Source organism: Bacillus aerolatus (assembly GCF_009183655.1).
In the GTDB taxonomy this organism is placed as follows: domain Bacteria; phylum Bacillota; class Bacilli; order Bacillales; family Domibacillaceae; genus Pseudobacillus; species Pseudobacillus aerolatus.
The window spans coordinates 13,728-36,587 of record NZ_WEIO01000015.1; the positions used below are offsets into that span (position 1 = coordinate 13,728).

Below are 22,860 nucleotides of genomic sequence, written 5' to 3' on the forward strand. Positions count from 1 at the left end.
TACTTAGGGGAGGGGTAAATCCACCACTTCAGGAAATTTTCTTTTTCTTTTTTGAAAAACTCAAATGCATTGGTATGGAAGTCCACTTCGGCAAATTATGTTCCACCTTTGCTACAACTACAGTCATATCATCTTCAATTTCTCCAGATCTTGTTCTTATAACCTCTTCCATAAGCAAGTCGGCAATCATTTGCGGATCTTCTGTTTCAAGCTCTTTTATTTTCCGTTTCATCCACATATCATTATTTTCTACATTCCTCGGCCCTTCAAAAACGCCGTCGCTCATCATAATAATTAAGTCGCCGGATTTCAGCTGCTCACTCACTACATCCACTTCAAATTCCTGCAAAATACCGATCGGCAAGTTGCTCGCTTCCACCTTCATAATTTTACTGCCGCGTTTAATAAAGCTCGGGGTTGACCCAACCTTCAGAAAATTAGCCACCGCATCTTGTAAGTCAATAATGACTAAGTCGAGCGTGGAAAAAATTTCATCCGTCGTGCGCAAAGAAAGAATGGAATTCACCGATTTTATGGCTACTTTCTCTTCAATTCCTGATTTTAAAATTTGCTGAAGCAGCCGGAGCGTCTCATGGCTTTCATAATGAGCCCGTTCTCCATTGCCCATTCCGTCGCTGATAGCTACGGCATATTTTCCCGCACCAAGCTCGATCGTGGAATAACTGTCTCCAGACACTAACCCTCCGCCTTTAGCCGCGTGGGCTGCACCAGTTTCTACAGCAAACGCTTTTGCCGAACGGAAAGTCACATGGCAAACTCCGGCTGGCCCGCCTTCGCATTCTTCTTTATGAACGATTACGTTATCACCTAAAATATCTGAAAGCATAGGTGCTACTAGTTTTTGGCATTCACCATGGCTGTTACAGCTATAAGGAAGATTGATTTCAATATCTACATTACTTTTTTGCAAGCTATATATATCCACCTGCTCAATTTCCAAGCCAAACGATTCAATTGCTTCAAATATTTGTTCTTCCTGGTTGTGATGGTTTTCGCGCTCACGCTGAATCTCTTCCGCAAAATCGCTCATCACTTCAGAAACGCCGCGCAGTTGTTCCGCTACGAGTTTCCGGCTGTCATGTACTTGCTTTTTCAACTTTTGGTTCGCCTGGTAATAAGTCAACTGCTGCTGGATCGCTTCCTCAACCCGTTTGGGCCGGAAGCAGTGAGTGTCTAATTCCTTTGTAAGTTTTTGCGACAAACCTGCTTGTCCATCATCCAGTTCATAAAGCACATCTTTCATCAAATGGTACGTTTGGTGAAAGTTTGTCGTCCAGCATTGCTCTTTTTTAAAGCACGTCTGGCATGTTTTTTCCGTAACATGGCTCAAAAACATATCCAATTCGCGTTCTTCATAGTCATCAAGTGCATCTATATTGTATTGGGAGAAGCTTTTGGATAGAGCCTGAAACACGTCGGAAAACTGCTCTACCCGACTTGCTGTTACATCCCGCATCTTTCTTAAATACTGCTGCTGCTCATTTGAATATTCCGTTGTACCTGGGATGAGCTTAGACAGTTGATTAGTAAAGAACTTTGGTGTTAAAAACAAAAGTGCAATAGCTGCTATTGATTCATACAGCGTTTGCATGAGCGGTACTCCTTGATCTCCATACATTCCGGCCAGTAGTGTCGCAATAAGAAGCCCTCCTGCCGCCCCGGCTTTACGCCACTCTTTTAAAAGGCCTCCAAGCAAGCCGGCAAATGCAAGCAGACTCATTTGAAAAAAGCTTGATACACTCGCCAAACTAAAAATCAGCCCAGTCACTACCCCGACAGTCGATCCCACAGCTGCCCCGGAAATAAAGGAGAATATCAGCACTAAATACCTCGAAAAAATGTGTTCAATAGATAAACCGTACAACGTCCAGCCAATTGTGCCTGATGTAATAGATGCAAGCATAATAATTAAACTGACGATTTCTTCGGTTTTTAAAGTTTTTATTCGTTTTTTAAGTGATAAGAAGGGAATGGTCTGCATAAAAATAAGTGTGAGCACGAATGCCAGTGAGGATTCAATCACCGCCATTAATACATCATAAGGAACAAATTGCTGGCCGCTTTGAAAATAGGAAAATCCTGATTTCACCACCATAACGGTAAAGAAAACAAAAAACGGCAAAGATACAGTATCTTCTTTGTGAAAGTTTTTTAGTAAGCGATAGGAAACTAAGAAAATGACAATACAGGCAAAGGAATAACTTATTTGTTCAATAGACAGGGTTAACGCACCGGCAAGCAGGCCCATTAAAGCAAGCGGTGCACAATTTCGCCTTAGCATAAAGACGGCTGCAAAAAATGGCAGGGCGAACGGTGTCAAATGGGACAGGATTAGTGCGCGTCCTAACAAAAAGCCGATGAGTAACAAAACAAGTCCCTTTTCAATCATCAACACTTGCAAATGGGCGGAAAACTGCTTCAGCCCTTTGAACACTTCCACTTTTGTTTCCCCTAACCCTACATGATTGACCGGCTCCGCCAAACTTCTTTCCGCTTTCTCCATAGTTAACACTCCTATTCACGTTTCTTTGCTGCCATTATATAAAACTGCCATTTCAAAGTTTGTCAAAATGGGAGAGCTTGCCAAAAAAACCGTTCGACAATAAGAACAGCTGCTTCTTTTAAATACTATTAAAAAAAAGGATTGACATCTCTACATAATCTGAGTATTATAGTCATTGTGCTTGAATTACTATTTATTTTGGCGGCGTAGCTCAGCTGGCTAGAGCGTACGGTTCATACCCGTGAGGTCGTGGGTTCGATCCCCTCCGCCGCTATTAAAGAAAAGCGAAAGCGCCTGTTCAGCCTCGACAGGCATATGACAAGCGGGCGAAGTGGCGTTCTTCAGCCACATAGACTGATTGGCATATGACCCCGAGCGGCTAGGCGCTGCAGCTAGACAAGAAAAGCTGAGCCGACTGCTTTGGAGCGACAAGCATAAGACAGGCTGATGAAGTGGCGCTTTCCAGCCATGCAATCAGACTGACTTATGACCTCGAGCTCCAAGGAGGCAAAGCTAGACAAGAAAAGCGGGAGCACCTGTTTTAAGATCTTATTTCACAAAACACTGTGCTTCCTGTAAAAAGGCCCGTTGGTCAAGCGGTTAAGACACCGCCCTTTCACGGCGGTAACACGGGTTCGAATCCCGTACGGGTCATCGGCACAAAAAACCAGGTTTCCACGGATCCAAGCGGTCTGTCGGAGGTCTGGTTTTTTATTTTGGTCAATATTCGCCAGTTTTTTTAACGAATAAAAAAAGCGGCACTATTTGCCGCTTTTTCATGGAAAGCCTTCGATGTCTTTTACTTAAAACTTTTTGTGGAAGGAAGAAGCAGTTTGGTTTCATTATCCCTTATTTTTAATAAATTTTTTTCTTCATCTCACTGAAATACCATTTTAAAGTACAGAACTTATTTCCAATCTGGTTAAAAATTGACACCCCAGAGCACAGCGACTATATTTGTGATATTACCCAAAAGGAGTGGTTCATTTGAAAGGACAGGCTATACCTTATTTAACATTCAATGGCAATGCCCGGGAAGCAATTGATTTTTATGCGAAGGCATTTGAAGCGGAAGTACAAGGTATCCAAACGTTTGGGGAAGCTGATTTTCCGACCCCTCCTGAAGCAGCAGACCGTATTATGCACGCCCGCTTTGGCAAAGGCGACTTTCTTATTATGGTCTCAGACGCTTTTTTAGGACAGAGTGTCGAAACAGGAAACCATATCTCTCTCGCATTGACATTTGAAAATGAAGAAGAGATCCAAAGAGTGTATGATGCACTGCGCCAGGATGGCATGGTTCATATGGAACTGCAAGATACATTTTGGAATTCAAAGTTTGCCAAAGTTCAAGATCGCTTCGGTGTAATCTGGGATCTTGACTATCCAAAAGAATAACAAAAGCGCAAGCGCCTTGATCAGCCTTAGGCAAAAATGTTCTTTCCTCAATGTTAGCTGCAGGCGCTGGAGCTGGACGCCGATCCAAAACTCTCAAGATTATTCACACCTTGCAAATCTATAATTTCGTAGTCGATAACAAAAAGCTGCCTTAAAAGGGTCTGATGAACCTTTCAAGGCAGCTTTTTCCCTGCTGCTAAGTTTTTCTTGAAAATTAGCTTGGAGCTATAGTTAAATAGACAGCAATTAACCTCGTTTCGCTCCTCTTCCGCCACGGCGTGATTCCGTTTGGCGTTTCAAGGTGGACAGACGATCTTCACTATCCTTCAAAAAGCGGGCCATTTTTTGTTCAAAGTTCTCTTTCGGAGGCGCGTAGCTTCCTCCTCTTGGTCCTTTAGAGCGGTAATCATTGTTTTTCGGGCGGGAACGATAGGACTGCTGTTGCTGCGGCTGGTCTTTTGCTTTACGGATGGACAAACCGATTTTTCCATCGCTTTCCACATTAATGACTTTTACTTCCACTTCATCACCGACTTTTAAGTGGTCGTTGATATCTTTCACATAGTTGTCTGCAACTTCACTAATGTGCACTAATCCAGTCGAGCCCCCTGGCAGTTCAACAAACGCTCCGAATTTAGTAATCCCTGTCACTTTACCTTGTAACTTGCTGCCTACTTCGATTGACATAAAAAAAATGTTCCTCCTTAGAAATGATCAAGCTTTATCCTCTATTATATTACGTAAAAAAAAGGTGTCAATATACCCCTTCTTATTCTTTGTTCTTCCCGCTGTTTTCATCTGATTCAGGAATGTTAAATATAACCTCTCCTTCACGCGATAAAAGGTAGTTTTTTCTTGCCAGTTCGGCGATGTATTCATCATCTTCTAGTCGTTCCAGTTCTTCTTCATATTGTTTTTGCTGTTGCTTTAATTCTACAAGAGACGCTTCTGACTTTTCTTTTAGCAGCTTTTGTTCTTCCAGACGGGCAGTCTGTGAAAAAAGAGTAGACATAAGACCAACAGTAACAATAAGTGCTGCAATTGCAAAAGCAGCCAGTCTTCTGTATAGCTTTGTTTTATGCCTCGCCATAAATAAATCTTTTTTCGCACGGCTGAAGACAAAGGCGTTTTTCAAAGCAGTTACTTTTCGTTTGTTTAAACCGCTCATTTCCCTTCCTCCCGGCTCATTTTTTCCAGCGATTCGCTGTATTGATAGTTTTATTCTTGATAAATAAGAAAAATCCTGCCAATTTCTTATTTAAACTTGCAGCTTTTTTTTGTATCCTCGACGGAAACAACCGCCAAATAAAGATAACAGGCGAAAAAATAACCTTTCCTATAAATAATAATAGGTGAAGAGAGGTTTTGGCAAGGAACATCAATATTTTTCCGATAAAACTTATGATAGAGAGCACTGTTTTTATTAAAATCGTAACTGGCAAGATCAAGAGAAAGTAAACACACTTTTTTAGAAACAAGAAAATATTTACTATAATTAAGATAATCCGTTCGAGAAGCCGTAAATAAAGATACTTAAATAAAGCCTGATAAGCAGAAAAACCGCAAAGTAAGGCAAGGAAAATATATAAACGAATTTCACCAAAATTGATGCGGTACAAACAGTAAAAAATCAGCATGCCAAACGTACACCAGAACATAATATCAGTGAAAAACGATAGAACCCTTGAACGGTTCGGCCGCTTTAAAAACCGCTGATACGTGTCCAGCAGCATGCCAAACAAAAGTCCCATGGCCACCATTGCCGCCATCGTTTCAAATTGGACAGATAAACTCATTTAAACAGTTTGCTGAACAAGCCTTTTGATTTTTCCCCAGCTGACTGATCCGTATAAACAAGGCTGAAGATACGGCCTTTAATCGATACAAGTCCGCGATCCACATCCAGGTTTTTCATTTGCAGGTTTTCACCTTTGATGGCGAGCATGCCCATTACAGTCACAAGTAAAAATTCTTCACTGTCAAAGCTTTCTACTTGCTTTACTCCTGTGATTTCCATGACCTTTCTTCCTTGCATAACAACATCGTGGCCTTCAGCTGTGCGATTATTAATAGAATCATACATTTGATTCATGGCTCTCCTCCTTACTGCAAAGTACAAGCTTTGCCACTAAATGTATGCCCGTATAAGCTAAACTATGAGAGGGAGCTGAAAGAAAAAAGAAAACCTTTCATATTTGAAAGGTTTTACTGGTTTTACTCATTGATTCTTTCCTCTTTTAATAATTCATACATGCCTGCTGCTTCTTCTTTTTTCGTCGTTTCCTGCAACTTTTCTACCCGCACAGTGATAACACGCTGTCCTAACCGAATCGATAGCTCATCACCTGTTTTTACATTTGAACTTGCTTTTGCTGCTGTGCCGTTAATCGTAATTCTCCCCTGGTCCGCTACTTCTTTTGCCAGTGTTCTCCGTTTAATTAATCTGGATACTTTCAAAAACTTATCTAGTCTCATTGTCGACATGCTTTTCTCTCCCTTTACAATCCCATTTTCTTTGCTTCATCCCAATAATCATCAAGCTCATTCAGTTTAAATTCACTAAATGGCCGGCCGCTTTCTTTTACCCTTTTTTCAACATGAGAAAAACGGCGATAAAACTTCTCATTTGCTTTAGCCAGCGCTTCTTCCGGATGAATCGCATAAAAACGAGCTGCATTGACGAGTGCAAAGAGCACATCGCCAAATTCATCCAGCTGCTTACGGCCGTCTCCGCTTTGCACTTCATCAAGGAACTCCTGCCATTCTTCTGTTACTTTTTCAATGGCACCGCTTGGATCATCCCAATCAAATCCAGCTTTTGCCGCTTTCTTTTGAAATTCATGAGCGCGCATTAAAGCTGGCAGTCCTTTTTCCACCTCATCAAGCCGAAAAAGATCTTTATTTCCCTTTTCCTGCTTTTTAATTTCCTGCCAATTAGAAACGACATCTTCTGCGCTTTCTGCTTTTATATTCCCAAACACATGCGGGTGGCGGCGGATCATTTTCCGGGAAATAGACTCAATTACATCTTCGATTGAAAACATCCCTTCGTCTTCACCAACTTGGGCATGAAGCAGCACTTGCAAAAGAACATCGCCCAGCTCTTCAATCATGTGCTCATCATCTTCACGGTCAATCGCATCAAGTAGTTCGTACGCTTCCTCAATTAAATATTTTTTTAATGATTCATGCGTCTGCTCAAGGTCCCATGGACAGCCGTTTGGCCCTCTCAGTTCAGCAATAATTTGACGTAAAACAGAAAACTCCTTGTACGTATCTTCTTCTTTTTGAACAGGCGGCACATAAAGGGATGTAAGGTTGTTCAACTCCACTTGCCGGTCTAGCTCATACAGGGGCAGCTTCTTTACTTGTTGGCCAGTGCCGCCTGCTGCAGTAACGATAGTAACCTCATATTCATCAGGATACTTCTCCATCAGTGTCAGCTTCACATCGGAGGCAACGAAGGCATCATATACTTGGGCAATAACGACATGCTGAAAGATATTGATGTCTTCTTTTTTCAAAGCCGTGCCATCGAGAAACTGAAATCCTTCGATCGGATCTGCTCCAACAGAGGTGAACAAATCGTCGAGAAAGCTGTGTCCGCCAGCAATCGTGACTTTCAATTCTCTCGATCGGGCTTTTTCAAGCAGAAGCTGAACAGTTTTTTCTGCGACAATCGGATGGCCCGGAACTGCATAAATGATTTCACCTTGTTTCTGAGCGTATTCCGCCAACTTAGCCGCAATTTCTTCATAGACTGCTTCAAACTGATTATGCTTTTCGTAAATGCCGTCGAAGCTTTCAAAAAGAATGCCTTCCTTTTGAAGTTCAGTGACTACCGGATGATCGAGTGTCCGGGCAAAAATCGTGCTTGATTTTGTTAATAATCGATAGACGCCGAGCGGCAGCTGGTTAATATCGCCAGCGCCAAGGCCAACAATTGTAATCAATGAGATCATAAGCTTCTCTCTCTTTCCACTAAAGTTTGTTTCATTTAACTAACTCTTTTTCTCAACTTACTGCCGAAAGGAATTTGATGCAGTTCTTCTTCCGTGAATAGTTTTACTTTCGCTATCGTATAAATAAAAACAAACGCTCCGATGACGACGCTGCTTAACGCAATACCCGCCATCGCCAGCCGCCCATTTGCAACTGGTAACGAAATGTAATCAATCGCCCACCTCCATACTTGCAAGGCAGCTGTCATACACAAAGCGGCAAATACGGCTTTTCCGGCTGTTTCCCTTGTTAATAAAGCAGTTTTCCATTTTTTCCGGAGACTAGCTGTTAAAAAAACAACCATCCAGCAAAATGCTATCACTGTAGCCGCTGCCGCTCCGGTTGTTCCAAAAGCAGGAACAAACACCATATTTCCAATATACTTTAAAATAACACCCGTTAAAACGGCAAGAGCAGGAATAAAATCATTGCCGAGCCCTTGCAGAATGCCAGACAGTGTAAAAGTAAGAGAACCAAATAAAATAGCTGAGCAAAAAAGAGAAAGAACAAAGGATCCTTCGCTGTTTTCAAACAGCATCGCATTCACTGCATCCATAATATTTATCAAACCTGCAGCAGCTGCCAGGCCGAATGTAAAACTTACTTTTAACGCAAGTTGAATGCAGCTATCCAGTTCTTGGCGTAAATTTCTGCGATAAGCAGATGTAACTAGCGGGACGATCGTTAAAGCGAGTGAAGCGGCTACTGTTGTACCAAGCTGCAAAAGCGGCTGTCCGCGATCGTAAATACCTTTAGTAATTTTGGCTTCCCATTCACCAGCACCCGCTTTAATTAATTCATGATATAAATTCAATGAATCCATAAGCTGAAACAAGATGATCGCCATACCGGAAAGGCAAATAGCGGCACCTTGAATGAAAAGAGTCTTTGTTTCTTTTGTTTTTATCAAATTCCTCAGACGTAGCTTTTCCTTGTGGGTCGGTCCGCTCTTTCGCGTAAAATAAAATAAAACGGCCATTGCGGCCACGCCGCCGGCTAATGAACCGGCAAAAGCTCCCGTGCCTGCAGCATAAAGAGAAGCCCCTTGTTCAATGAGCAAATAGGAGAACAATAGGATAGCGCCGACCCGGACTGTCTGTTCAACCGCTTGGGACATTGCAGTCGGCACCATGTTTCCTTCACCCTGAAACATTCCGCGCCATACAGTTAAAAAGGGGATAAACAAAAAAGAAAAAGCCGTAATTTGAAGAAGCGGCTGCAAGGAGGAATCGCCCATTACATTGGATATCCATCTTGAGCCAAAAAAGACAGCTGCCCAGAGAAAAACGCTTATGCTGCCGGTTACGTAATAAGAAAGGCGAATCACTTCCTGTCTGCGCTGAGGATTCTCTGCTGACTCTGCTATTAGTTTCGAAATAATAACCGGAAACCCGTATGTCGCCAATGCAACCGCAATACCGTAAAAAGGGTACACTTGCTGATAAATATAAAAGCCGACATCTCCAACTATATTTTGAAAAGGAATACGGTACACGGCGCTTAAAATTTTTACAAAGATAGCCGCCATTGTTAAAATGACTGCTCCCCACATCAATGAATTCTTTTCCCTTGATGGCAACATACACCACCCTGCCCTTCTAAACAAGCTATAACCAACTTAATGCATTTACATAGAAAAGCGCAAGCGCCTTGATCAGCCCCGACAAGCAAATGTTCTTTCACCAAGGAAGTCCGTCTTTTGACTTCCTTGGTGAAAGGTTATTTGACCTCGAGGGGCTAGGCGCTGGAGCTGGACATAAGAAAAGCGGAGCCAACTGCTTTGGGGCGACAAGCATGTGTCAGGCTGACGAAATGGCGCTTTTCAGCCATACAGTCAGACTGGCATATGACCTCGAGCCCCAAGGAGGCGTAGCTGAACAATTAGAAAAGCGCAAGCGCCTTATCAATGAAAAAAGGAAGCAGCTTTTCTTCTGCTTCCTCTCCGTGTTAGCTGTCCATCTGTTTTGCTAAAAAGCTGGCAGCCGTTTCTGCTGACTTTTTTTCCACGTCTCCCATAGAACGGTCACTTGAAAAAATAACGACCACGCCAATCGGATCTCCGCCTGAAATAATTGGTGACAAAGTATAAGATTGAATTTTTTCTTCACGCCCGTCTACTAATGACACTTGCGACTGTGGATGATTCAGTACGCTTTGCCGCTCATCCATTGCTTTTTCAAGTAATTCGCCGATATTTTTATTTACATATTCTTTCTTAGATACTCCCGCCGAAGCAATGATTGCGTCGCGGTCACAAATTAAGACGGCACTGTTTAAGCTGTCATTCAATGCCTCTGCATACTCTTCGGCAAAATCGCCTAGTTCACTAATAGGGGAATATTTTTTTAAAATGACTTCTCCATCACGATCCACAAAGATTTCTAATGGATCTCCTTCTCTTATCCTTAACGTACGGCGGATTTCCTTCGGTATAACAACCCGCCCTAAATCGTCAATTCGACGAACTATACCAGTTGCTTTCATCTTATGCTGCCTCACTTTCGTCAGATGATTAATTGACAATGAATCAACGACGCCAAATCGATGTCACTGCCCTGTGTTGTTATTATCTTTCATCCGGGAAATTCTATACATTTCGTTGAGTTTTTTCTAATTTTTTGAATGGCAGCACACAAAACCGGATAAAAATGACTATTATTTTTTTGCCTGCTCTAAATTTTTAATAATGTCAAAAGCAATCGCAAACCATGTATCAATAGACATTTTTTTAATATCAATCGTCATTTTCAGCTTATTCTCGTCCATACCAAGCCCGATCGACCGGCCGTGCTTGTTGCAAACATTGAATACTTTCGAACCATCTATTTGCTTCGTTCCTTCTTCACCCATCAATATATAAACGGTATCTTTTTCTTGCTTAATTAGTTCAAGCTGCGTGGCCGCTGCATATACTTTCATTTCTGCCACTTTAAACAGATCTTCCACTTCACGCGGATAATCACCGAAACGGTCAGTCATTTCTTCTTTTAGTTCAGCTGCTTCTTCCAGTGATTCGATGCTTCTAAACCGCTTGTACATTTCAATTTTTTGACGGCTGTCTTTAATGTACGTATCGGGGATATAAGCATCGATGGAAATTTCTACTTCAAACGACGGAATTGTTTCTTTCGTTTCCGTTCCCTGCTTTTGTTCAATCGCTTCTTTCAGCATTTGCGAATATAAATCAAAACCGACAGAATCAATAAAACCGTGCTGTTGGGAGCCGAGCAAATTTCCCGCCCCGCGGATCGATAAATCACGCATCGCAATTTTAAAACCGGAACCAAGCTCGGTAAATTCTTTAATCGCCTGCAGGCGCTTTTCCGCTGCTTCTGACAGTACTTTGTCTTTACGATACATAAAATACGCATAAGCCACACGATTAGAGCGGCCGACACGCCCACGTATTTGATACAGTTGGGATAATCCCATCCGGTCTGCGTCATGAACAATTAACGTATTCACGTTTGGAATGTCTACACCCGTTTCAATAATCGTCGTTGTTACAAGAACATCAAACTCTCCCTCTAAAAAGCTTAAAATGACAGTCTCAAGCTCTCTTTCTGTCATTTGGCCGTGAGCATATGCCACTTTGGCATCCGGAACGAGCATAGCAATTTCATCGGCTTTTCGCTCAATGTCTTCTACACGGTTGTATAAGTAGAATACTTGTCCTTCCCGGGCAAGTTCCCGCTCAATCGCTTCCCTTATTAAAGTAGGATTATACTCTGCCACATACGTTTGCACTGGAAAACGGTTTTCCGGCGGTGTTTCAATTACTGACAAATCACGGACGCCAAGCATCGACATGTGAAGTGTTCGCGGAATAGGTGTTGCCGTTAACGTTAAGACGTCGACATTTGTTTTCAGCTGTTTAATTTTTTCTTTATGTGTCACTCCGAAGCGCTGTTCTTCATCGACAATCAACAAACCAAGGTCGCTGTATTGAATATCTTTCGATAAAAGGCGGTGTGTGCCAACAACAATGTCCACTGTGCCGCTTTTAAGACCTTTAATCGTTTCTGTCTGTTGCTTCCGTGAACGAAAACGGCTTAACAGCCCAATCTCGATTGGAAAGTCACGAAAACGTTCGCTCATCGTTTCGAAATGCTGCTGGGCAAGAATGGTTGTAGGTACGAGAAATGCCACTTGCTTCCCATCGGCAATTGCTTTAAAAGCAGCCCGGATGGCTACTTCTGTTTTACCATAACCAACATCTCCACAAAGCAGACGGTCCATCGGCCGTTCTTTTTCCATATCATACTTGATCTCTTGGATGGAACGAAGCTGGTCTTCCGTTTCTTCATAAGGGAAAGCGGCTTCAAATTCCCGCTGTATTTCAGCGTCCGGTGAAAACGCGTAGCCTTTTGCCGCTTCTCTTTCGGCGTAAAGCTTAATTAAATCATCAGCAATATCCTGGACAGACGATTGAACTTTGCTCTTCACTCGCTTCCATTCATTACCGCCCAATTTGTATACTTTCGGCTCTTTGCCTTCTGAACCGACATATTTCTGAACAAGTTCAATTTGCTCAACCGGCACGTAAAGCTGATCTGTTCCCTGATATTTAATATTTAAATAGTCTTTGTGTACGCCTTTGATTTCAAGCGTTTCAATACCTAAATATTTTCCGATCCCGTGGTTAACATGAACGACATAGTCACCAGGCTTCAATTCGGAATAGCTTTTAATCCGCTCAGCGTTAGACAACTTCTGACGCCGCTTATTTCTTTTCGGCTTTTTATTAAAAAGCTCTTGTTCTGTAATAATGACCAGCTTCAAAGCTGGAAATTCAAACCCAGCTGTCAGAGAACCACGGCTGACTTGTACAGCTTGTTCAATCACCACATTTTTGTCTAGTGAACTAGCGGCTTCAATCTCATAGTCTGCCAAAATGCGTTGGATTTTAGTTATCCTCTCTTCATTTTCACCGAGAAACACGACTGTCATGCCAAGCTTTTTCCAACGTTCCACTTCTGTGTGAAGCACGTTCATTTGTCCGTGGAAGTCTTGCATAGGCCGAGAAGAAAAATTAACAATATTCTCTGGCTGCGTGTGAGCTACTTGGCGTAAAAACAGGGAAAGATAGATAATCGGCTGGCGAATAGCGGTCACTGCTTCTGAAAATTGATAGGATAGCTTTACATCATGAACGATTTTTCCTTCATCCAGCAGGGATGTATACCATTCCGCTTCTTCCTGCTCAAGAGAATCATTCATTTCCCTGATCCGGCTGATTTCATCAAAAAACACAAGACCGTCATCCGGTAAGTAATCGGTCAGATTCATAGGTTGGTCGTACATTAAAGCAGTATACTTGGATAGACCTTCTATTGGCATACCTTGTTTCAGCCGATCTATTTCAAAACTGATGTTTTCTTTCATCAACTGCTGCGCTTCTGCCTTCTTCACTTTTTTCAATGACGCTTCTAACGCTTTTTCAAGCCGCTGGGATAAGGTCATAAGTTGTTCTGAGGCATATGGCGTTTCCGTAACAGGACTGATGTGAATAACGGTCTTGCTCTCAATCGACCGCTGATTTTCCATGGAAAACGTTCGAATAGAATCTACTTCCGTATCAAACAGTTCGATACGTACCGGGTGATCCATCGTCAGCGGATAAATATCAATAATGCCGCCACGCAAACTGAATTCTCCCGGTGCATAGACCATATCCGCACGTTGATAACCCATTTGTACTAGCTGGTTAATCGTCTCATCAAGATCAATCTCTTCTCCAGTTGTAATCGTTTTTTGCAAGCTAGCCCATTCACTTTTCGGCGGCAGCAGTTTGCGTAGTCCAGAAATAGGAACAATGTAAATACCTTTTGCTTGATGAACCATATGATTCAATACTTCAATCCGTTGGGCCCGCAATTCAGGGCTGGCAACACTGATTTCAGCTGCTATCAATTCATTTGCTGCGTATAAATATACTTCTTGCTCATCTAAAAACTGCAGCAAGTCATCGTATAGCTTTTGTGCCTGCAGCAAGTTGTAAGTGACTACCACGGTTGGCTTGTTCGTTTTCTCGTAAGCAGCAGCAATAAGCAATGCCCGGGATGACCCCGAAAGACCTGCAGCCAGCTGCTCTTTTAACCCCCCCGACAAGCCATCGAAAATAGACTGGATCTCGTTATTTTGCAAGAGAATCTGTTGTAAACTGTTCACGCTTTCTTCCTCCCCCTTATATTGTCCATTCAGCCAAAACCTTTCTTTTTCTGCTTGTCTGTACCGGCAATGTAAACAGAAAAATGCTTTGGATCGCTGTCCAAAGCTGCTTTAATGTATAAAATAATCATATTGGTGAAAGTCAGGATTTCTTTGAAGAGACTCCTGGCAATCTTCACATATTGTCGTAATGGTTATATTTCCTTCAGAGTCATATTGAACCATTTCCGTTCTTTCATGCTCCGTCAATGCATGAATGCCAAGCTGCCGAGTGGATATAACCGTTTGTTTGAGGCTCCCGACTTTCGTTCCGCAATGGCGGCAAACGTAATGAATGGACATGTGCTTCCTCCTTCGCTGCCAACTTCTATTATGTTAACGTTAGTATAGGCAAAGAAGAAAGCATTTATTCATGGCTGTATATTATACTCATTCATTACTTCAAGAAACGGCCTTTCCAGCCACGCTTCCACTGCATCTGCACTCTTTGAAATGACTTCTTTCATATTTTTCTGCTCGTCTATTGTAAATTTGCCCAACACATAATCGGCGATGTTCATAGGCACATTGGGGCGGTCAATCCCGATGCGTATACGGTTAAAGTTTTGAGTGCCAAGATGGGCAATGGTCGACTTAATTCCATTATGGCCGCCTGCACTGCCTTTTTGTCGGAGACGGATTCTGCCGACCGGCAAGTCCAAGTCATCATAAATAACGACAACATCCTCCACTTCAATATTGTAATAGCGCATTACTTCACCGATGCTCTCCCCGGATAAATTCATATATGTAAGCGGCTTGAGCAAAATGGCTTTTTCCGTTCCTTTTCGCACAGTCGTATAGACACCTTTGTGCTTTGCTTCTGTCAGCGGTGAGCCGAAACGCTCTGCTAGTTCTTCAATTACATCAAAACCGATATTATGTCTTGTGCCCGCGTATTTTGCTCCCGGATTGCCAAGACCAACGATTAATTTCATTTTTTGCACCTCAAATTTCTTCTTCATGAGTTAGTTTAAGTATAACGCACATGAATGAGAAATTATACGCTTAATTGTTCTCGTTTTTCTTTCTTCATGCGAAAAAAGAGGCCAGCTCGAGTGAGAAATTGAGCCGGCCTCTATAATTTAATTCATTCTTATTCTGCTTCAGATTTCTTATCGTCTTCTGCCACAGGAGCTTCTGCATTGCTTTCTTCTTCCGCAGCTTCTTCCACACGCGGAGTAAGAACAGAGACGATCATTTCATCATCTTCATGGTTGATCGTAAACGAATAGTTGCCTCGAACATCGCCGACAGATAAACTGTCCCCAATATTTAAGTTAGAAATATCTATTGTAATATTTTCAGGGAATTCACTGACTTTCGCCGTAACAGAAACCTCAAACAGTGGCTGCTGGACAACTCCGCCCTCTTTTGATCCCGGTGCTTCTCCTTCCAAGTCAACCCGGACGGCTGAAGTGATCTCCGAAGATAGATCCACGGCAAAAAAGTCAGCATGAACAATGTAATTTTTAATTGGATCCTGTTGATAATCGTGAAGAACGACGTTGTGTTTTTTTCCATCCATGTTTAAAGAAATAACACCATTGCGGCCCACTTCTTTGATGACTTTATAAAAATCGCCTTCATTTACAAAGACGGATTCCGCTTCCACACCTTTCCCATACACCACAGCAGGAAAATTGCCTTGTGCACGAAGCTGGGTTTTGCTTGACCGTTGAAAACCATCACGTTTTTTTGCTTCAAGTACTGAACTCATTAGAGAAACTCACCTTCCCATATCATAATTTTTGTCTATATATTTCGTCCTAAATTATGTATACCCTTATTGTTTAGTCTTTAAACATGAAAAAAAGGCCGAAACCGGCCTTTTTCTTTGTCTAGCTGCAGCGCCTTGCCCCTCGAGGTCAAATAACCTTCCCCCAATGAAGTCAAAGGGCAGACTTCTTTGGGGAAAGAACATTTGCTTGTCGGGGCAGAACAGGCGCTTTCGCTTTTCTATTAATCAAATAGTGTGCTGACGGATTGCTCTTCATGAACGCGAATAATCGCTTCGCTGATTAAAGGAGCTACGGACAGTTCTACAACCTTATCGATTTTTTTCTCTTGTGGCAGGGCAATGGAGTTAGTGACGACAAGTTCTTTAATATTAGAGTTTTCAATGCGTTCGATTGCCGGACCTGATAATACTGGATGTGTACAGCAGGCATACACTTCTTTCGCTCCGTTTTCAACGAGGGCATTAGCGGCAAGTGTAATCGTGCCAGCTGTATCGATAATATCATCAATCAAAATCGCAGTTTTTCCCTCAATATTTCCAACGATGCTCATCACTTCCGCTACGTTTGGTCTTGGACGACGCTTATCAATGATCGCGATTGGTGCTTTTAAGCGCTCAGCCATTTTACGCGCACGCGTCACTCCACCGTGGTCAGGGGATACGATAACAACGTCATCACCGCAGAAATTCTTTTCTTTAAAATAATCGGATAAAATCCGCACACCCATTAAATGATCGATTGGCATATCAAAGAACCCTTGAATTTGCGGCGCATGCAAATCAAGCATAATGACGCGGGTTGCTCCCGCAGTTTCCAGTAAGTTTGCTACAAGCTTCGCTGTAATTGGTTCACGGGCGCGGGCTTTGCGGTCCTGGCGTGCATAACCGTAATAAGGAATAACAAGGTTAATCGTTTTAGCAGAGGCACGTTTCAGCGCATCAATCATAATAAGCAGTTCCATCAAGTTTTCGTTGACAGGAGCACTTGTCGACTGGACAACATACACATCACAGCCACGGATACTCTCTTCAATATTAATTTGAATTTCTCCGTCGCTGAACTGTTTGACTGAGCACTTTCCTAATTCCACGCCAATAATCTCTGAAATTTCTTCAGCAAGCTTACGGTTGGAATTAAGAGAAAATATTTTTAATTTCGGGTCTAAATACTGGTTATGCATGGATGGACCTCCGCTTTTATTTTTTGTTATTTAACTTCTGAACGTAGTTTTCTTTATTTACCTGACGGGCACGGGCAATTGACAACGCTTCTCCCGGCACATCAGTTGTAATAGTGGAGCCTGCTGCAACATATGCTCCTTTTCCTACTGTAACAGGAGCGACAAGATTGGAGTTGCAGCCTATAAATGCATCGTCTTCAATTTTCGTTAAAAATTTATTTTTCCCATCATAATTCACTGTAATCGAACCGCAGCCGATATTGACGCCGCTTCCCACTTCTGCATCGCCAATGTAACTTAAATGTGAGGCTTTGCTGCCTTTGCCAAAGATGGCTTTCTTAATTTCAACAAAATTACCGATCTTTACTTCATCACCGATGTTAGAAGCCGGGCGGATATGAGCAAATGGTCCAATAGCAACGCGGGAACCGATTTCACTGTCAGCAGCAACAGAATGGCGGATAGATGTACCATCACCGATTTGGCAGTTGCTGATTTCGCTGTTCGGTCCTACTTCACAGTCCGTGCCGACCGACGTACTTCCAGCCAAAACTGTTCCCGGATAAATCACTGTGTCTGAACCAATAACTACGTCAGGGCCAATAAACGTATTTTCCGGACTGATTAATGTAACACCGCTGCGCATATGCTTTTCATTGATGCGCTCACGCATAATTTTTTCCGCTTGGCTCAATGCCACGCGGTCATTAACGCCGAGTGTTTCACTAAAGTCTTCTGTTTGATAGGCAGCCACTTTTTCTCCAGCTTTTTTCAAAATTTCAATGACATCCGGCAAATAATATTCACCTTGCGCATTGTCGTTCGATACTTTTTTTAAGGTTTCGAACAAGTAACGGTTATCGAAACAGTAAGTGCCTGTATTGATTTCTTTTACTTGACGTTCTTCATTCGTTGCATCTTTATGCTCGACGATCTTTTCGACCATTCCCATTTCATTGCGAATAATCCGGCCATAGCCATCCGGCAATTCTGTGTAAGCCGTTAAAATAGTTGCTTTCGCCTGCTGTTCCTGGTGATAGTTCACAAGCGCTTCCATCGTAGATGATTTAATGAGTGGTGTATCGCCGCATACAACGAGCGTACAGCCTTCTTTTTCTCCAAGATTACCTTCCGCCTGCATGACGGCATGAGCAGTGCCAAGCTGCTCCTGCTGCAAAGCAAATTCACTTTTGCCGCCTAGGTAGCCTTTCACTTCTTCTGCTCCGTGGCCGACAATTGTAACAATTTCTGTTGTATGTAAATCAGATATTTGATCAATCACATGTTCTACCATCGGTTTACCGCACACAGGATGCAGCACTTTGTAAAGCTTTGACTTCATGCGCGTGCCTTTGCCTGCTGCAAGAATGACAGCATAAATATTCGTCATTGAGGGTCCCCCTATAACTTTTTGTCCTTATTGAATATATCTTAAAAGGGCTTCCATTTCAAGACAGCTAAAAAAACGACAAATTATTGTCAAGAAGAAAGGAGTAGTTAGCGAGATAGAAGTTAACAAGAGGGGGGGACAGAATGAATAAAAGCGCAAGCGCTTTGATTAAAATGTTCTTTCATCAATGTCCGGCTGCAGGGGCTGGGTGCTTACGCTTGCTGTAGACATGCTCCATCAGCGAAGTTATCCACCATGCGATTATTTTGTAGTTTCTTAAGCAATGAAAAAAGAGCCATACATTTGAAGTAGGCTCTTGTTGCGATTAAACTTATGAAGCTCCTGCTTCTTCTAGTTCCACTTCTTCCAATTCCCCTAGACGGTGATACTCAGCTAAAACAGCATCTTGGATTTTACCGCGTGTGTTGGAGTTGATTGGATGGGCAATATCGCGAAACTCGCCATCTGGCGTCCGCTTGCTCGGCATCGCCACGAATAATCCGTTGTTTCCGTCTATTACACGAATATCGTGGATAACAAATTCATTGTCCAATGTAATTGAAGCAATCGCTCTCATTCGGCCATCCGTATTTACGCGTCTTAATCTCACATCAGTTACTTCCATTCTGTTCACCCCTTTTTTCCCCTATATAGAAAGCCTAAACTACTTATTCAATAATATTTCAAATATTCCTTCTTTTTTTCAAAAAAAAGTTATTTTATTTTCCCAAAACAAAAGCGCAAACGCGTACGCTGATTTCGCTCTCTCTGTCGGAGTCAAAGAACGACTCCTCGTCGAGAGCTATAAATCCGCTATTGCGCTGACCGAGCGCCTTCCGCTTTTCTATAAAGAAGTCTGCTTTTTGACTTCATTGAGGTAAGGTTATTTGACTTCGAGGGGCTAGACGCTGGAGCTGGACGTATGAAAAGCGGAGCCGACTGTCTTGGAGCGACAAGCATATGACAATCTGGCGAAGCGGCACTTTTTGCCGCACAGCCAGATTGGCATATGACCTCGAGCCTCAAGGAGGCAGAGCTAGACACAGACTCACTCAAATAGCAAATTTATCCGTAAATCAAGAGATTTATAATTTCCTAAACAAAAAAACACTCGTGATTATTTCACGAGTGCAATTACTTCGATTTCTACTTTTACGTCTTTAGGCAGTCTTGATACTTCCACGCAAGAGCGTGCTGGTTTGTGCTCTCCAAAGTATTGGCTGTACACTTCATTTACTGCTGCAAATTCTTCCATGTCAGCAATAAAGACAGTTGCTTTTACTACTGTATCAAGCGAAGCACCAGCTTCAGTTAAAACGGCTTGAAGGTTTTTAAACACTTGATGAGTTTGTTCTGTTACATCCCCGCCTGTTAATTCTCCTTCCGCCGTCAGCGGGATTTGACCTGAGCTGTAAAATAAGTTATTTACGATCATTCCTTGTGAATATGGGCCAATAGCGGCCGGTGCTTGATTAGTCGATACTGTTCTCATGTTAATCTCCCCTTATGAAAAATGAATATTTTTTGAGAAATAATTTCCTTCCACTACTGAAATAGCGGGTGTACGAACATTCACATCCTGCAACTTAACGAGGGATATGTAATCTTCCACAAGTCTTTCTTCATCATGCTCCGCTTCCACTAAAACGGCAATCCCTGCCACGGAAGCGTTAAACTCAGCCAGCAAACTAATCATCCCGTTAATTGTGCCGCCTGCTTTCATAAAATCATCAACGAGCAGCACTTTGGAGCCTTCTTTCAAGCTGCGTTTTGCCAGCACCATTGCCTGTATCCGCTTCGTAGAACCAGAAACGTAATTAATGCTGACAGTCGGCCCTTCTGTTACCTTGCTGTCTCTGCGGACAACGACGACCGGGACATTTAAGTGCGAAGCGATCGCATGGGCGATAGGGATCCCTTTCGTTGCCACTGTCATAATTGCATCAATTTCCATTCCTGCGTAAGCCGAGGCAAGCAGCTTGCCTACCTGGTGAAGCACTTGCGGATGACCAAGTAAATCCATCATGTACAAATAACCACCCGGCAGCAGCCTCTCCGGCTTTTCAATTTGCTCACAAAGATTATCAATAAATTTCCGTGCTTCTTTTTCACTGACTTTGGAAAAATATTTGACACCGCCGGCTGCTCCGGGGACCGTTTGCAGCGTACCGATTCCGCGCTGTTCAAATGTTTCTTTTACGATAGCTAAGTCTTCACTAATGGACGACTTGGCCGATCCGTACCGTTCAGCAAAGAAGGTCAGGGAAACGAGCTGCTGCGGGTGCTCTAATAAATAATGCGTCATATCAATTAACCGTTCACTACGACGAAATTTCATGATTGTTTCTACCCTCCCAAGGAGTACATCCGAATATTTAATTTTAAATATATCTTAATATACGGATTCAATCAACAGAAACTCCCTCTCCCAAAAGACGAACTGCATATACTTGATCACAAAATCCCCTTAATCCATTATAAACCCTATTCATTCTGGAGTCATGCTGAATGAGTCCAAAAACAGTTGGGCCGCTGCCGCTCATGAGTACTGCATCTGCTCCAAACCGCTCCATCTGCTCTTTAATTTGAGCAACTTCCGGATAAAGCTTTAATGTGACGGACTCCAACACATTTCCAAGATGTCCGCACATGTTAGCATAATCTTTTGTTTCAATTGCTTCCACCATTGCTTTTGTATTCGGATGACGAAGCCCATCAATTTTCAAGTTTTTATATACTTCGGCTGTAGAAACGCCGATCGTCGGCTTGGCTAGGACAACCCAGCAATTAGGCGGAGCGGGAAGACGCTGTACTTTTTCTCCTCTCCCTTTCGCAAGAGCTGTCCCGCCATATACACAAAAAGACACATCCGAGCCGATTTCTGAACCGAGTTTGGCTAGTTCATCGAGGCTTAATCCGAGATTCCACAATCGGTTTAAGCCTTTTAATGTAGCTGCGGCATCACTGCTCCCACCGGCCAAACCTGCAGCTACAGGGATAACTTTTTCAATGCCAATCGCAACGCCTGAGCGGATGCCGTGCCTTTCCTTTAACAGCCTCGCTGCCTGGAAAGCTAAATTGCGGCTGTCGTCAGGAACGAAGCGATTATGGGATATAATTTTAATTTCATCTTTCGAGAGCGGCTCCAGCTCAATCCGGTCTGCTAAATCCACTGTCGTCATGATCATTTCTACTTCATGATAACCGTCAGCTCGTTTATGCAGAACATCGAGTGTCAAATTAATTTTCGCCGGTGCTTTCATCATTATCTTCACAATAGGCCACCTACTTTGTGCACATTACAGTTTAGCTTATTTTATCATAAAGTCGAATACGATTTGTCAATATGGTGTCCCATCATAGAATTTTCTATTTAAAAAGAAAAAAAGAACCGGAAGAAGTTCCGGTTCTTTGGCGGCTTGTCATTAGAAGTTACATAAAGCGTCAGCGCTTGTTTGCGAGCTGGTTTTCTGCAAGTTCAATTGCACGCTTAACCATGTTGCCGGCATCTCGGGTCGTAATTCCGCCCCATCCTTCTCTTTGAACTGTTTCATAAAATCCTAACTCTTTCGCAAGCTCTTCTTTCAATTGGTCAGACATTATTCCTCGTCTTCTGCCCATTTGTTGTCCTCCTTTTGCCGCCGCACTTATAGCTTAACCAGCTCTTCTAAAACGATTAGCGGAAAATGAAGGGAATACAACAAAAGCGCAGAGCACCCGCTTATCGGCGACAAGCATAAGACGAGCCGGCTAGAAGGTTGTTCTTTAACCTTCTGGACGGATTGGCTTATGACCTCGAGCCGATGGTGCTCGGAGCTAGACGGCAACAAAAGCGCAGGCGCCTTGGTCAGCTCCGACAAGCAAATGTTCTTTCACCCATGTCCAGCTGCGCCTCCTTGGGGCTCGAGGTCATATGCCAGTCTGACTGCATGGCTGAAAAACGCCATTTCGTCAGCCTGTCATATGCTTGTCGCCCCAGAGCAGTCGGCTCCGCTTTTCTATAAAGAAGTCCGCTTTTTGACTTCATTGGTGAAAGGTTATTTGACCTCGAGGAGCTAGGCGCTGGAGCTGGCTATTTACAAAGTAATCCACAACAAGATTATTTTGTAGCTTCCTAAAAATACAAAAAGCAGTAAACAATAATGTTTACCGCCAAATTAAACTGCGCTTCCTGCTGCATCTTCAAATGTTAATTCTACTGTTTCTGTCAACACATCTGCATAACTGTATGACACTCTTTCGAACGCGTTCTCATCTTGATCCAGTTCTACTACAAAGACTGCCTGATACGTCTCAGCTAAAACCCCGGACCGCTCAATTGTTTTCCGGCGTCCTCCGTTAGCTTTCAACAGGAGTCTTTTTCCTAAATTTGAATCAAGAGACTTTTTAATGTCGGCTAATGTTTTTGGCATCC

General features: G+C 42.8%; 22 protein-coding genes and 2 tRNA genes. 3 read left to right on the top strand and 21 right to left on the bottom strand.

Going from position 1 to position 22,860, the window contains the following annotated elements; all coding sequences use genetic code 11:
* Positions 1-28: 28 nt before the first annotated feature.
* Positions 29-2,524 (bottom strand): stage II sporulation protein E, encoded by a 2,496-nt coding sequence (gene spoIIE / locus F9802_RS17915; RefSeq protein WP_152154426.1) that lies wholly within the window; start codon positions 2,522-2,524, stop codon positions 29-31.
* A 200-nt stretch (positions 2,525-2,724) separates the two neighbouring features.
* On the opposite strand from spoIIE, the gene F9802_RS17920 reads away from it, so the two are divergent.
* The 3 genes from F9802_RS17920 to F9802_RS17930 all read left to right on the top strand — a co-directional run bounded on the left by F9802_RS17920 (position 2,725) and on the right by F9802_RS17930 (position 3,922).
* Positions 2,725-2,798: transfer RNA gene (locus F9802_RS17920), tRNA-Met, on the top strand.
* Positions 2,799-3,106: 308 nt separating this feature from the next.
* A tRNA-Glu gene (locus F9802_RS17925) sits at positions 3,107-3,178 on the top strand.
* 333 nt (positions 3,179-3,511) lie between these two features.
* On the top strand, positions 3,512-3,922 hold the full coding sequence (locus tag F9802_RS17930) for a VOC family protein (RefSeq protein WP_152154428.1): 411 nt from the start codon (positions 3,512-3,514) through the stop codon (positions 3,920-3,922).
* 246 nt (positions 3,923-4,168) lie between these two features.
* Here the strand turns inward: F9802_RS17930 and F9802_RS17935 are convergent, their stop codons facing one another.
* The 20 genes from F9802_RS17935 to veg form a co-directional block, all read right to left on the bottom strand.
* A complete protein-coding gene (locus tag F9802_RS17935) occupies positions 4,169-4,609 on the bottom strand; it encodes a S1 domain-containing RNA-binding protein (RefSeq protein ID WP_152154431.1) in 441 nt (146 codons plus the stop codon).
* Positions 4,610-4,691: 82 nt separating this feature from the next.
* On the bottom strand, positions 4,692-5,090 hold the full coding sequence (locus F9802_RS17940) for a septum formation initiator family protein (protein WP_152154433.1): 399 nt from the start codon (positions 5,088-5,090) through the stop codon (positions 4,692-4,694).
* Positions 5,091-5,106: 16 nt separating this feature from the next.
* Positions 5,107-5,718: a spore cortex biosynthesis protein YabQ gene (yabQ, locus tag F9802_RS17945; RefSeq protein ID WP_152154435.1), complete on the bottom strand. Its 612-nt coding sequence runs from the start codon at positions 5,716-5,718 to the stop codon at positions 5,107-5,109.
* Positions 5,715-6,014, bottom strand: coding sequence for a sporulation protein YabP (yabP, locus tag F9802_RS17950; protein ID WP_152154437.1), 300 nt, complete (start codon positions 6,012-6,014; stop codon positions 5,715-5,717). The genes yabQ and yabP overlap by 4 nt, the downstream gene beginning before the upstream one ends.
* Positions 6,015-6,136: 122 nt before the next feature.
* Complete coding sequence (locus F9802_RS17955) at positions 6,137-6,397, bottom strand: RNA-binding S4 domain-containing protein (protein ID WP_152154495.1); 261 nt, start codon at positions 6,395-6,397, stop codon at positions 6,137-6,139.
* Between the two features lie 23 nt (positions 6,398-6,420).
* A complete protein-coding gene (locus tag F9802_RS17960) occupies positions 6,421-7,884 on the bottom strand; it encodes a bifunctional methyltransferase/pyrophosphohydrolase YabN (protein ID WP_152154439.1) in 1,464 nt (487 codons plus the stop codon).
* Positions 7,885-7,919: 35 nt separating this feature from the next.
* Positions 7,920-9,506 (bottom strand): putative polysaccharide biosynthesis protein, encoded by a 1,587-nt coding sequence (locus tag F9802_RS17965; RefSeq protein ID WP_152154441.1) that lies wholly within the window; start codon positions 9,504-9,506, stop codon positions 7,920-7,922.
* Between the two features lie 365 nt (positions 9,507-9,871).
* Positions 9,872-10,408: a stage V sporulation protein T gene (spoVT, locus tag F9802_RS17970; protein WP_152154443.1), complete on the bottom strand. Its 537-nt coding sequence runs from the start codon at positions 10,406-10,408 to the stop codon at positions 9,872-9,874.
* A 171-nt stretch (positions 10,409-10,579) separates the two neighbouring features.
* Positions 10,580-14,095, bottom strand: coding sequence for a transcription-repair coupling factor (gene mfd, locus F9802_RS17975; RefSeq protein WP_152154445.1), 3,516 nt, complete (start codon positions 14,093-14,095; stop codon positions 10,580-10,582).
* A 111-nt stretch (positions 14,096-14,206) separates the two neighbouring features.
* Positions 14,207-14,437, bottom strand: a complete 231-nt coding sequence (locus F9802_RS17980; protein ID WP_152154447.1) for an anti-sigma-F factor Fin family protein — start codon at positions 14,435-14,437, stop codon at positions 14,207-14,209.
* 68 nt (positions 14,438-14,505) lie between these two features.
* A complete protein-coding gene (gene pth, locus F9802_RS17985) occupies positions 14,506-15,072 on the bottom strand; it encodes an aminoacyl-tRNA hydrolase (RefSeq protein ID WP_152154449.1) in 567 nt (188 codons plus the stop codon).
* A 158-nt stretch (positions 15,073-15,230) separates the two neighbouring features.
* A complete protein-coding gene (locus F9802_RS17990) occupies positions 15,231-15,854 on the bottom strand; it encodes a 50S ribosomal protein L25/general stress protein Ctc (protein ID WP_152154451.1) in 624 nt (207 codons plus the stop codon).
* A gap of 242 nt (positions 15,855-16,096) precedes the next feature.
* Positions 16,097-17,056, bottom strand: coding sequence for a ribose-phosphate diphosphokinase (locus F9802_RS17995; RefSeq protein ID WP_152154453.1), 960 nt, complete (start codon positions 17,054-17,056; stop codon positions 16,097-16,099).
* A gap of 16 nt (positions 17,057-17,072) precedes the next feature.
* Positions 17,073-18,446 (bottom strand): bifunctional UDP-N-acetylglucosamine diphosphorylase/glucosamine-1-phosphate N-acetyltransferase GlmU, encoded by a 1,374-nt coding sequence (gene glmU, locus F9802_RS18000; protein ID WP_152154455.1) that lies wholly within the window; start codon positions 18,444-18,446, stop codon positions 17,073-17,075.
* Positions 18,447-18,777: 331 nt separating this feature from the next.
* Positions 18,778-19,071 carry a septation regulator SpoVG gene (gene spoVG / locus F9802_RS18005; RefSeq protein WP_041101893.1) on the bottom strand — a complete coding sequence of 98 codons (294 nt, stop codon included), beginning with the start codon at positions 19,069-19,071 and terminating at the stop codon, positions 18,778-18,780.
* Positions 19,072-19,563: 492 nt separating this feature from the next.
* Entirely contained in the window at positions 19,564-19,938 is a 375-nt protein-coding gene (locus F9802_RS18010; RefSeq protein ID WP_152154457.1) for a RidA family protein, read from the bottom strand.
* Between the two features lie 12 nt (positions 19,939-19,950).
* Positions 19,951-20,784 (bottom strand): pur operon repressor, encoded by an 834-nt coding sequence (gene purR / locus F9802_RS18015; protein ID WP_152154459.1) that lies wholly within the window; start codon positions 20,782-20,784, stop codon positions 19,951-19,953.
* Positions 20,785-20,851: 67 nt separating this feature from the next.
* Complete coding sequence (gene ispE / locus F9802_RS18020) at positions 20,852-21,721, bottom strand: 4-(cytidine 5'-diphospho)-2-C-methyl-D-erythritol kinase (protein ID WP_152154462.1); 870 nt, start codon at positions 21,719-21,721, stop codon at positions 20,852-20,854.
* 169 nt (positions 21,722-21,890) lie between these two features.
* On the bottom strand, positions 21,891-22,067 hold the full coding sequence (locus F9802_RS18025; protein ID WP_152154464.1) for a small, acid-soluble spore protein, alpha/beta type: 177 nt from the start codon (positions 22,065-22,067) through the stop codon (positions 21,891-21,893).
* Between the two features lie 536 nt (positions 22,068-22,603).
* Positions 22,604-22,858, bottom strand: a complete 255-nt coding sequence (gene veg, locus F9802_RS18030) for a biofilm formation stimulator Veg (protein ID WP_049666021.1) — start codon at positions 22,856-22,858, stop codon at positions 22,604-22,606.
* Between the last annotated feature and the right edge of the window lie 2 nt (positions 22,859-22,860).

Excerpts from the sequence above, each read along its gene's own strand:
- spoIIE (WP_152154426.1), bottom strand. The coding sequence starts at position 2,524 with ATGGAGAAAGCGGAAAGAAGTTTGGCGGAGCCGGTCAATCATGTAGGG.
- F9802_RS17935 (WP_152154431.1), bottom strand. The coding sequence starts at position 4,609 with ATGTCAATCGAAGTAGGCAGCAAGTTACAAGGTAAAGTGACAGGGATT.
- F9802_RS17940 (WP_152154433.1), bottom strand. The coding sequence starts at position 5,090 with ATGAGCGGTTTAAACAAACGAAAAGTAACTGCTTTGAAAAACGCCTTT.
- yabQ (WP_152154435.1), bottom strand. The coding sequence starts at position 5,718 with ATGAGTTTATCTGTCCAATTTGAAACGATGGCGGCAATGGTGGCCATG.
- yabP (WP_152154437.1), bottom strand. The coding sequence starts at position 6,014 with ATGAATCAAATGTATGATTCTATTAATAATCGCACAGCTGAAGGCCAC.
- F9802_RS17955 (WP_152154495.1), bottom strand. The coding sequence starts at position 6,397 with ATGAGACTAGATAAGTTTTTGAAAGTATCCAGATTAATTAAACGGAGA.
- F9802_RS17960 (WP_152154439.1), bottom strand. The coding sequence starts at position 7,884 with ATGATCTCATTGATTACAATTGTTGGCCTTGGCGCTGGCGATATTAAC.
- F9802_RS17965 (WP_152154441.1), bottom strand. The coding sequence starts at position 9,506 with ATGTTGCCATCAAGGGAAAAGAATTCATTGATGTGGGGAGCAGTCATT.
- spoVT (WP_152154443.1), bottom strand. The coding sequence starts at position 10,408 with ATGAAAGCAACTGGTATAGTTCGTCGAATTGACGATTTAGGGCGGGTT.
- F9802_RS17980 (WP_152154447.1), bottom strand. The coding sequence starts at position 14,437 with ATGTCCATTCATTACGTTTGCCGCCATTGCGGAACGAAAGTCGGGAGC.
- pth (WP_152154449.1), bottom strand. The coding sequence starts at position 15,072 with ATGAAATTAATCGTTGGTCTTGGCAATCCGGGAGCAAAATACGCGGGC.
- F9802_RS17990 (WP_152154451.1), bottom strand. The coding sequence starts at position 15,854 with ATGAGTTCAGTACTTGAAGCAAAAAAACGTGATGGTTTTCAACGGTCA.
- F9802_RS17995 (WP_152154453.1), bottom strand. The coding sequence starts at position 17,056 with ATGCATAACCAGTATTTAGACCCGAAATTAAAAATATTTTCTCTTAAT.
- glmU (WP_152154455.1), bottom strand. The coding sequence starts at position 18,446 with ATGACGAATATTTATGCTGTCATTCTTGCAGCAGGCAAAGGCACGCGC.
- spoVG (WP_041101893.1), bottom strand. The coding sequence starts at position 19,071 with ATGGAAGTAACTGATGTGAGATTAAGACGCGTAAATACGGATGGCCGA.
- F9802_RS18010 (WP_152154457.1), bottom strand. The coding sequence starts at position 19,938 with ATGAGAACAGTATCGACTAATCAAGCACCGGCCGCTATTGGCCCATAT.
- purR (WP_152154459.1), bottom strand. The coding sequence starts at position 20,784 with ATGAAATTTCGTCGTAGTGAACGGTTAATTGATATGACGCATTATTTA.
- F9802_RS18025 (WP_152154464.1), bottom strand. The coding sequence starts at position 22,067 with ATGGGCAGAAGACGAGGAATAATGTCTGACCAATTGAAAGAAGAGCTT.
- veg (WP_049666021.1), bottom strand. The coding sequence starts at position 22,858 with ATGCCAAAAACATTAGCCGACATTAAAAAGTCTCTTGATTCAAATTTA.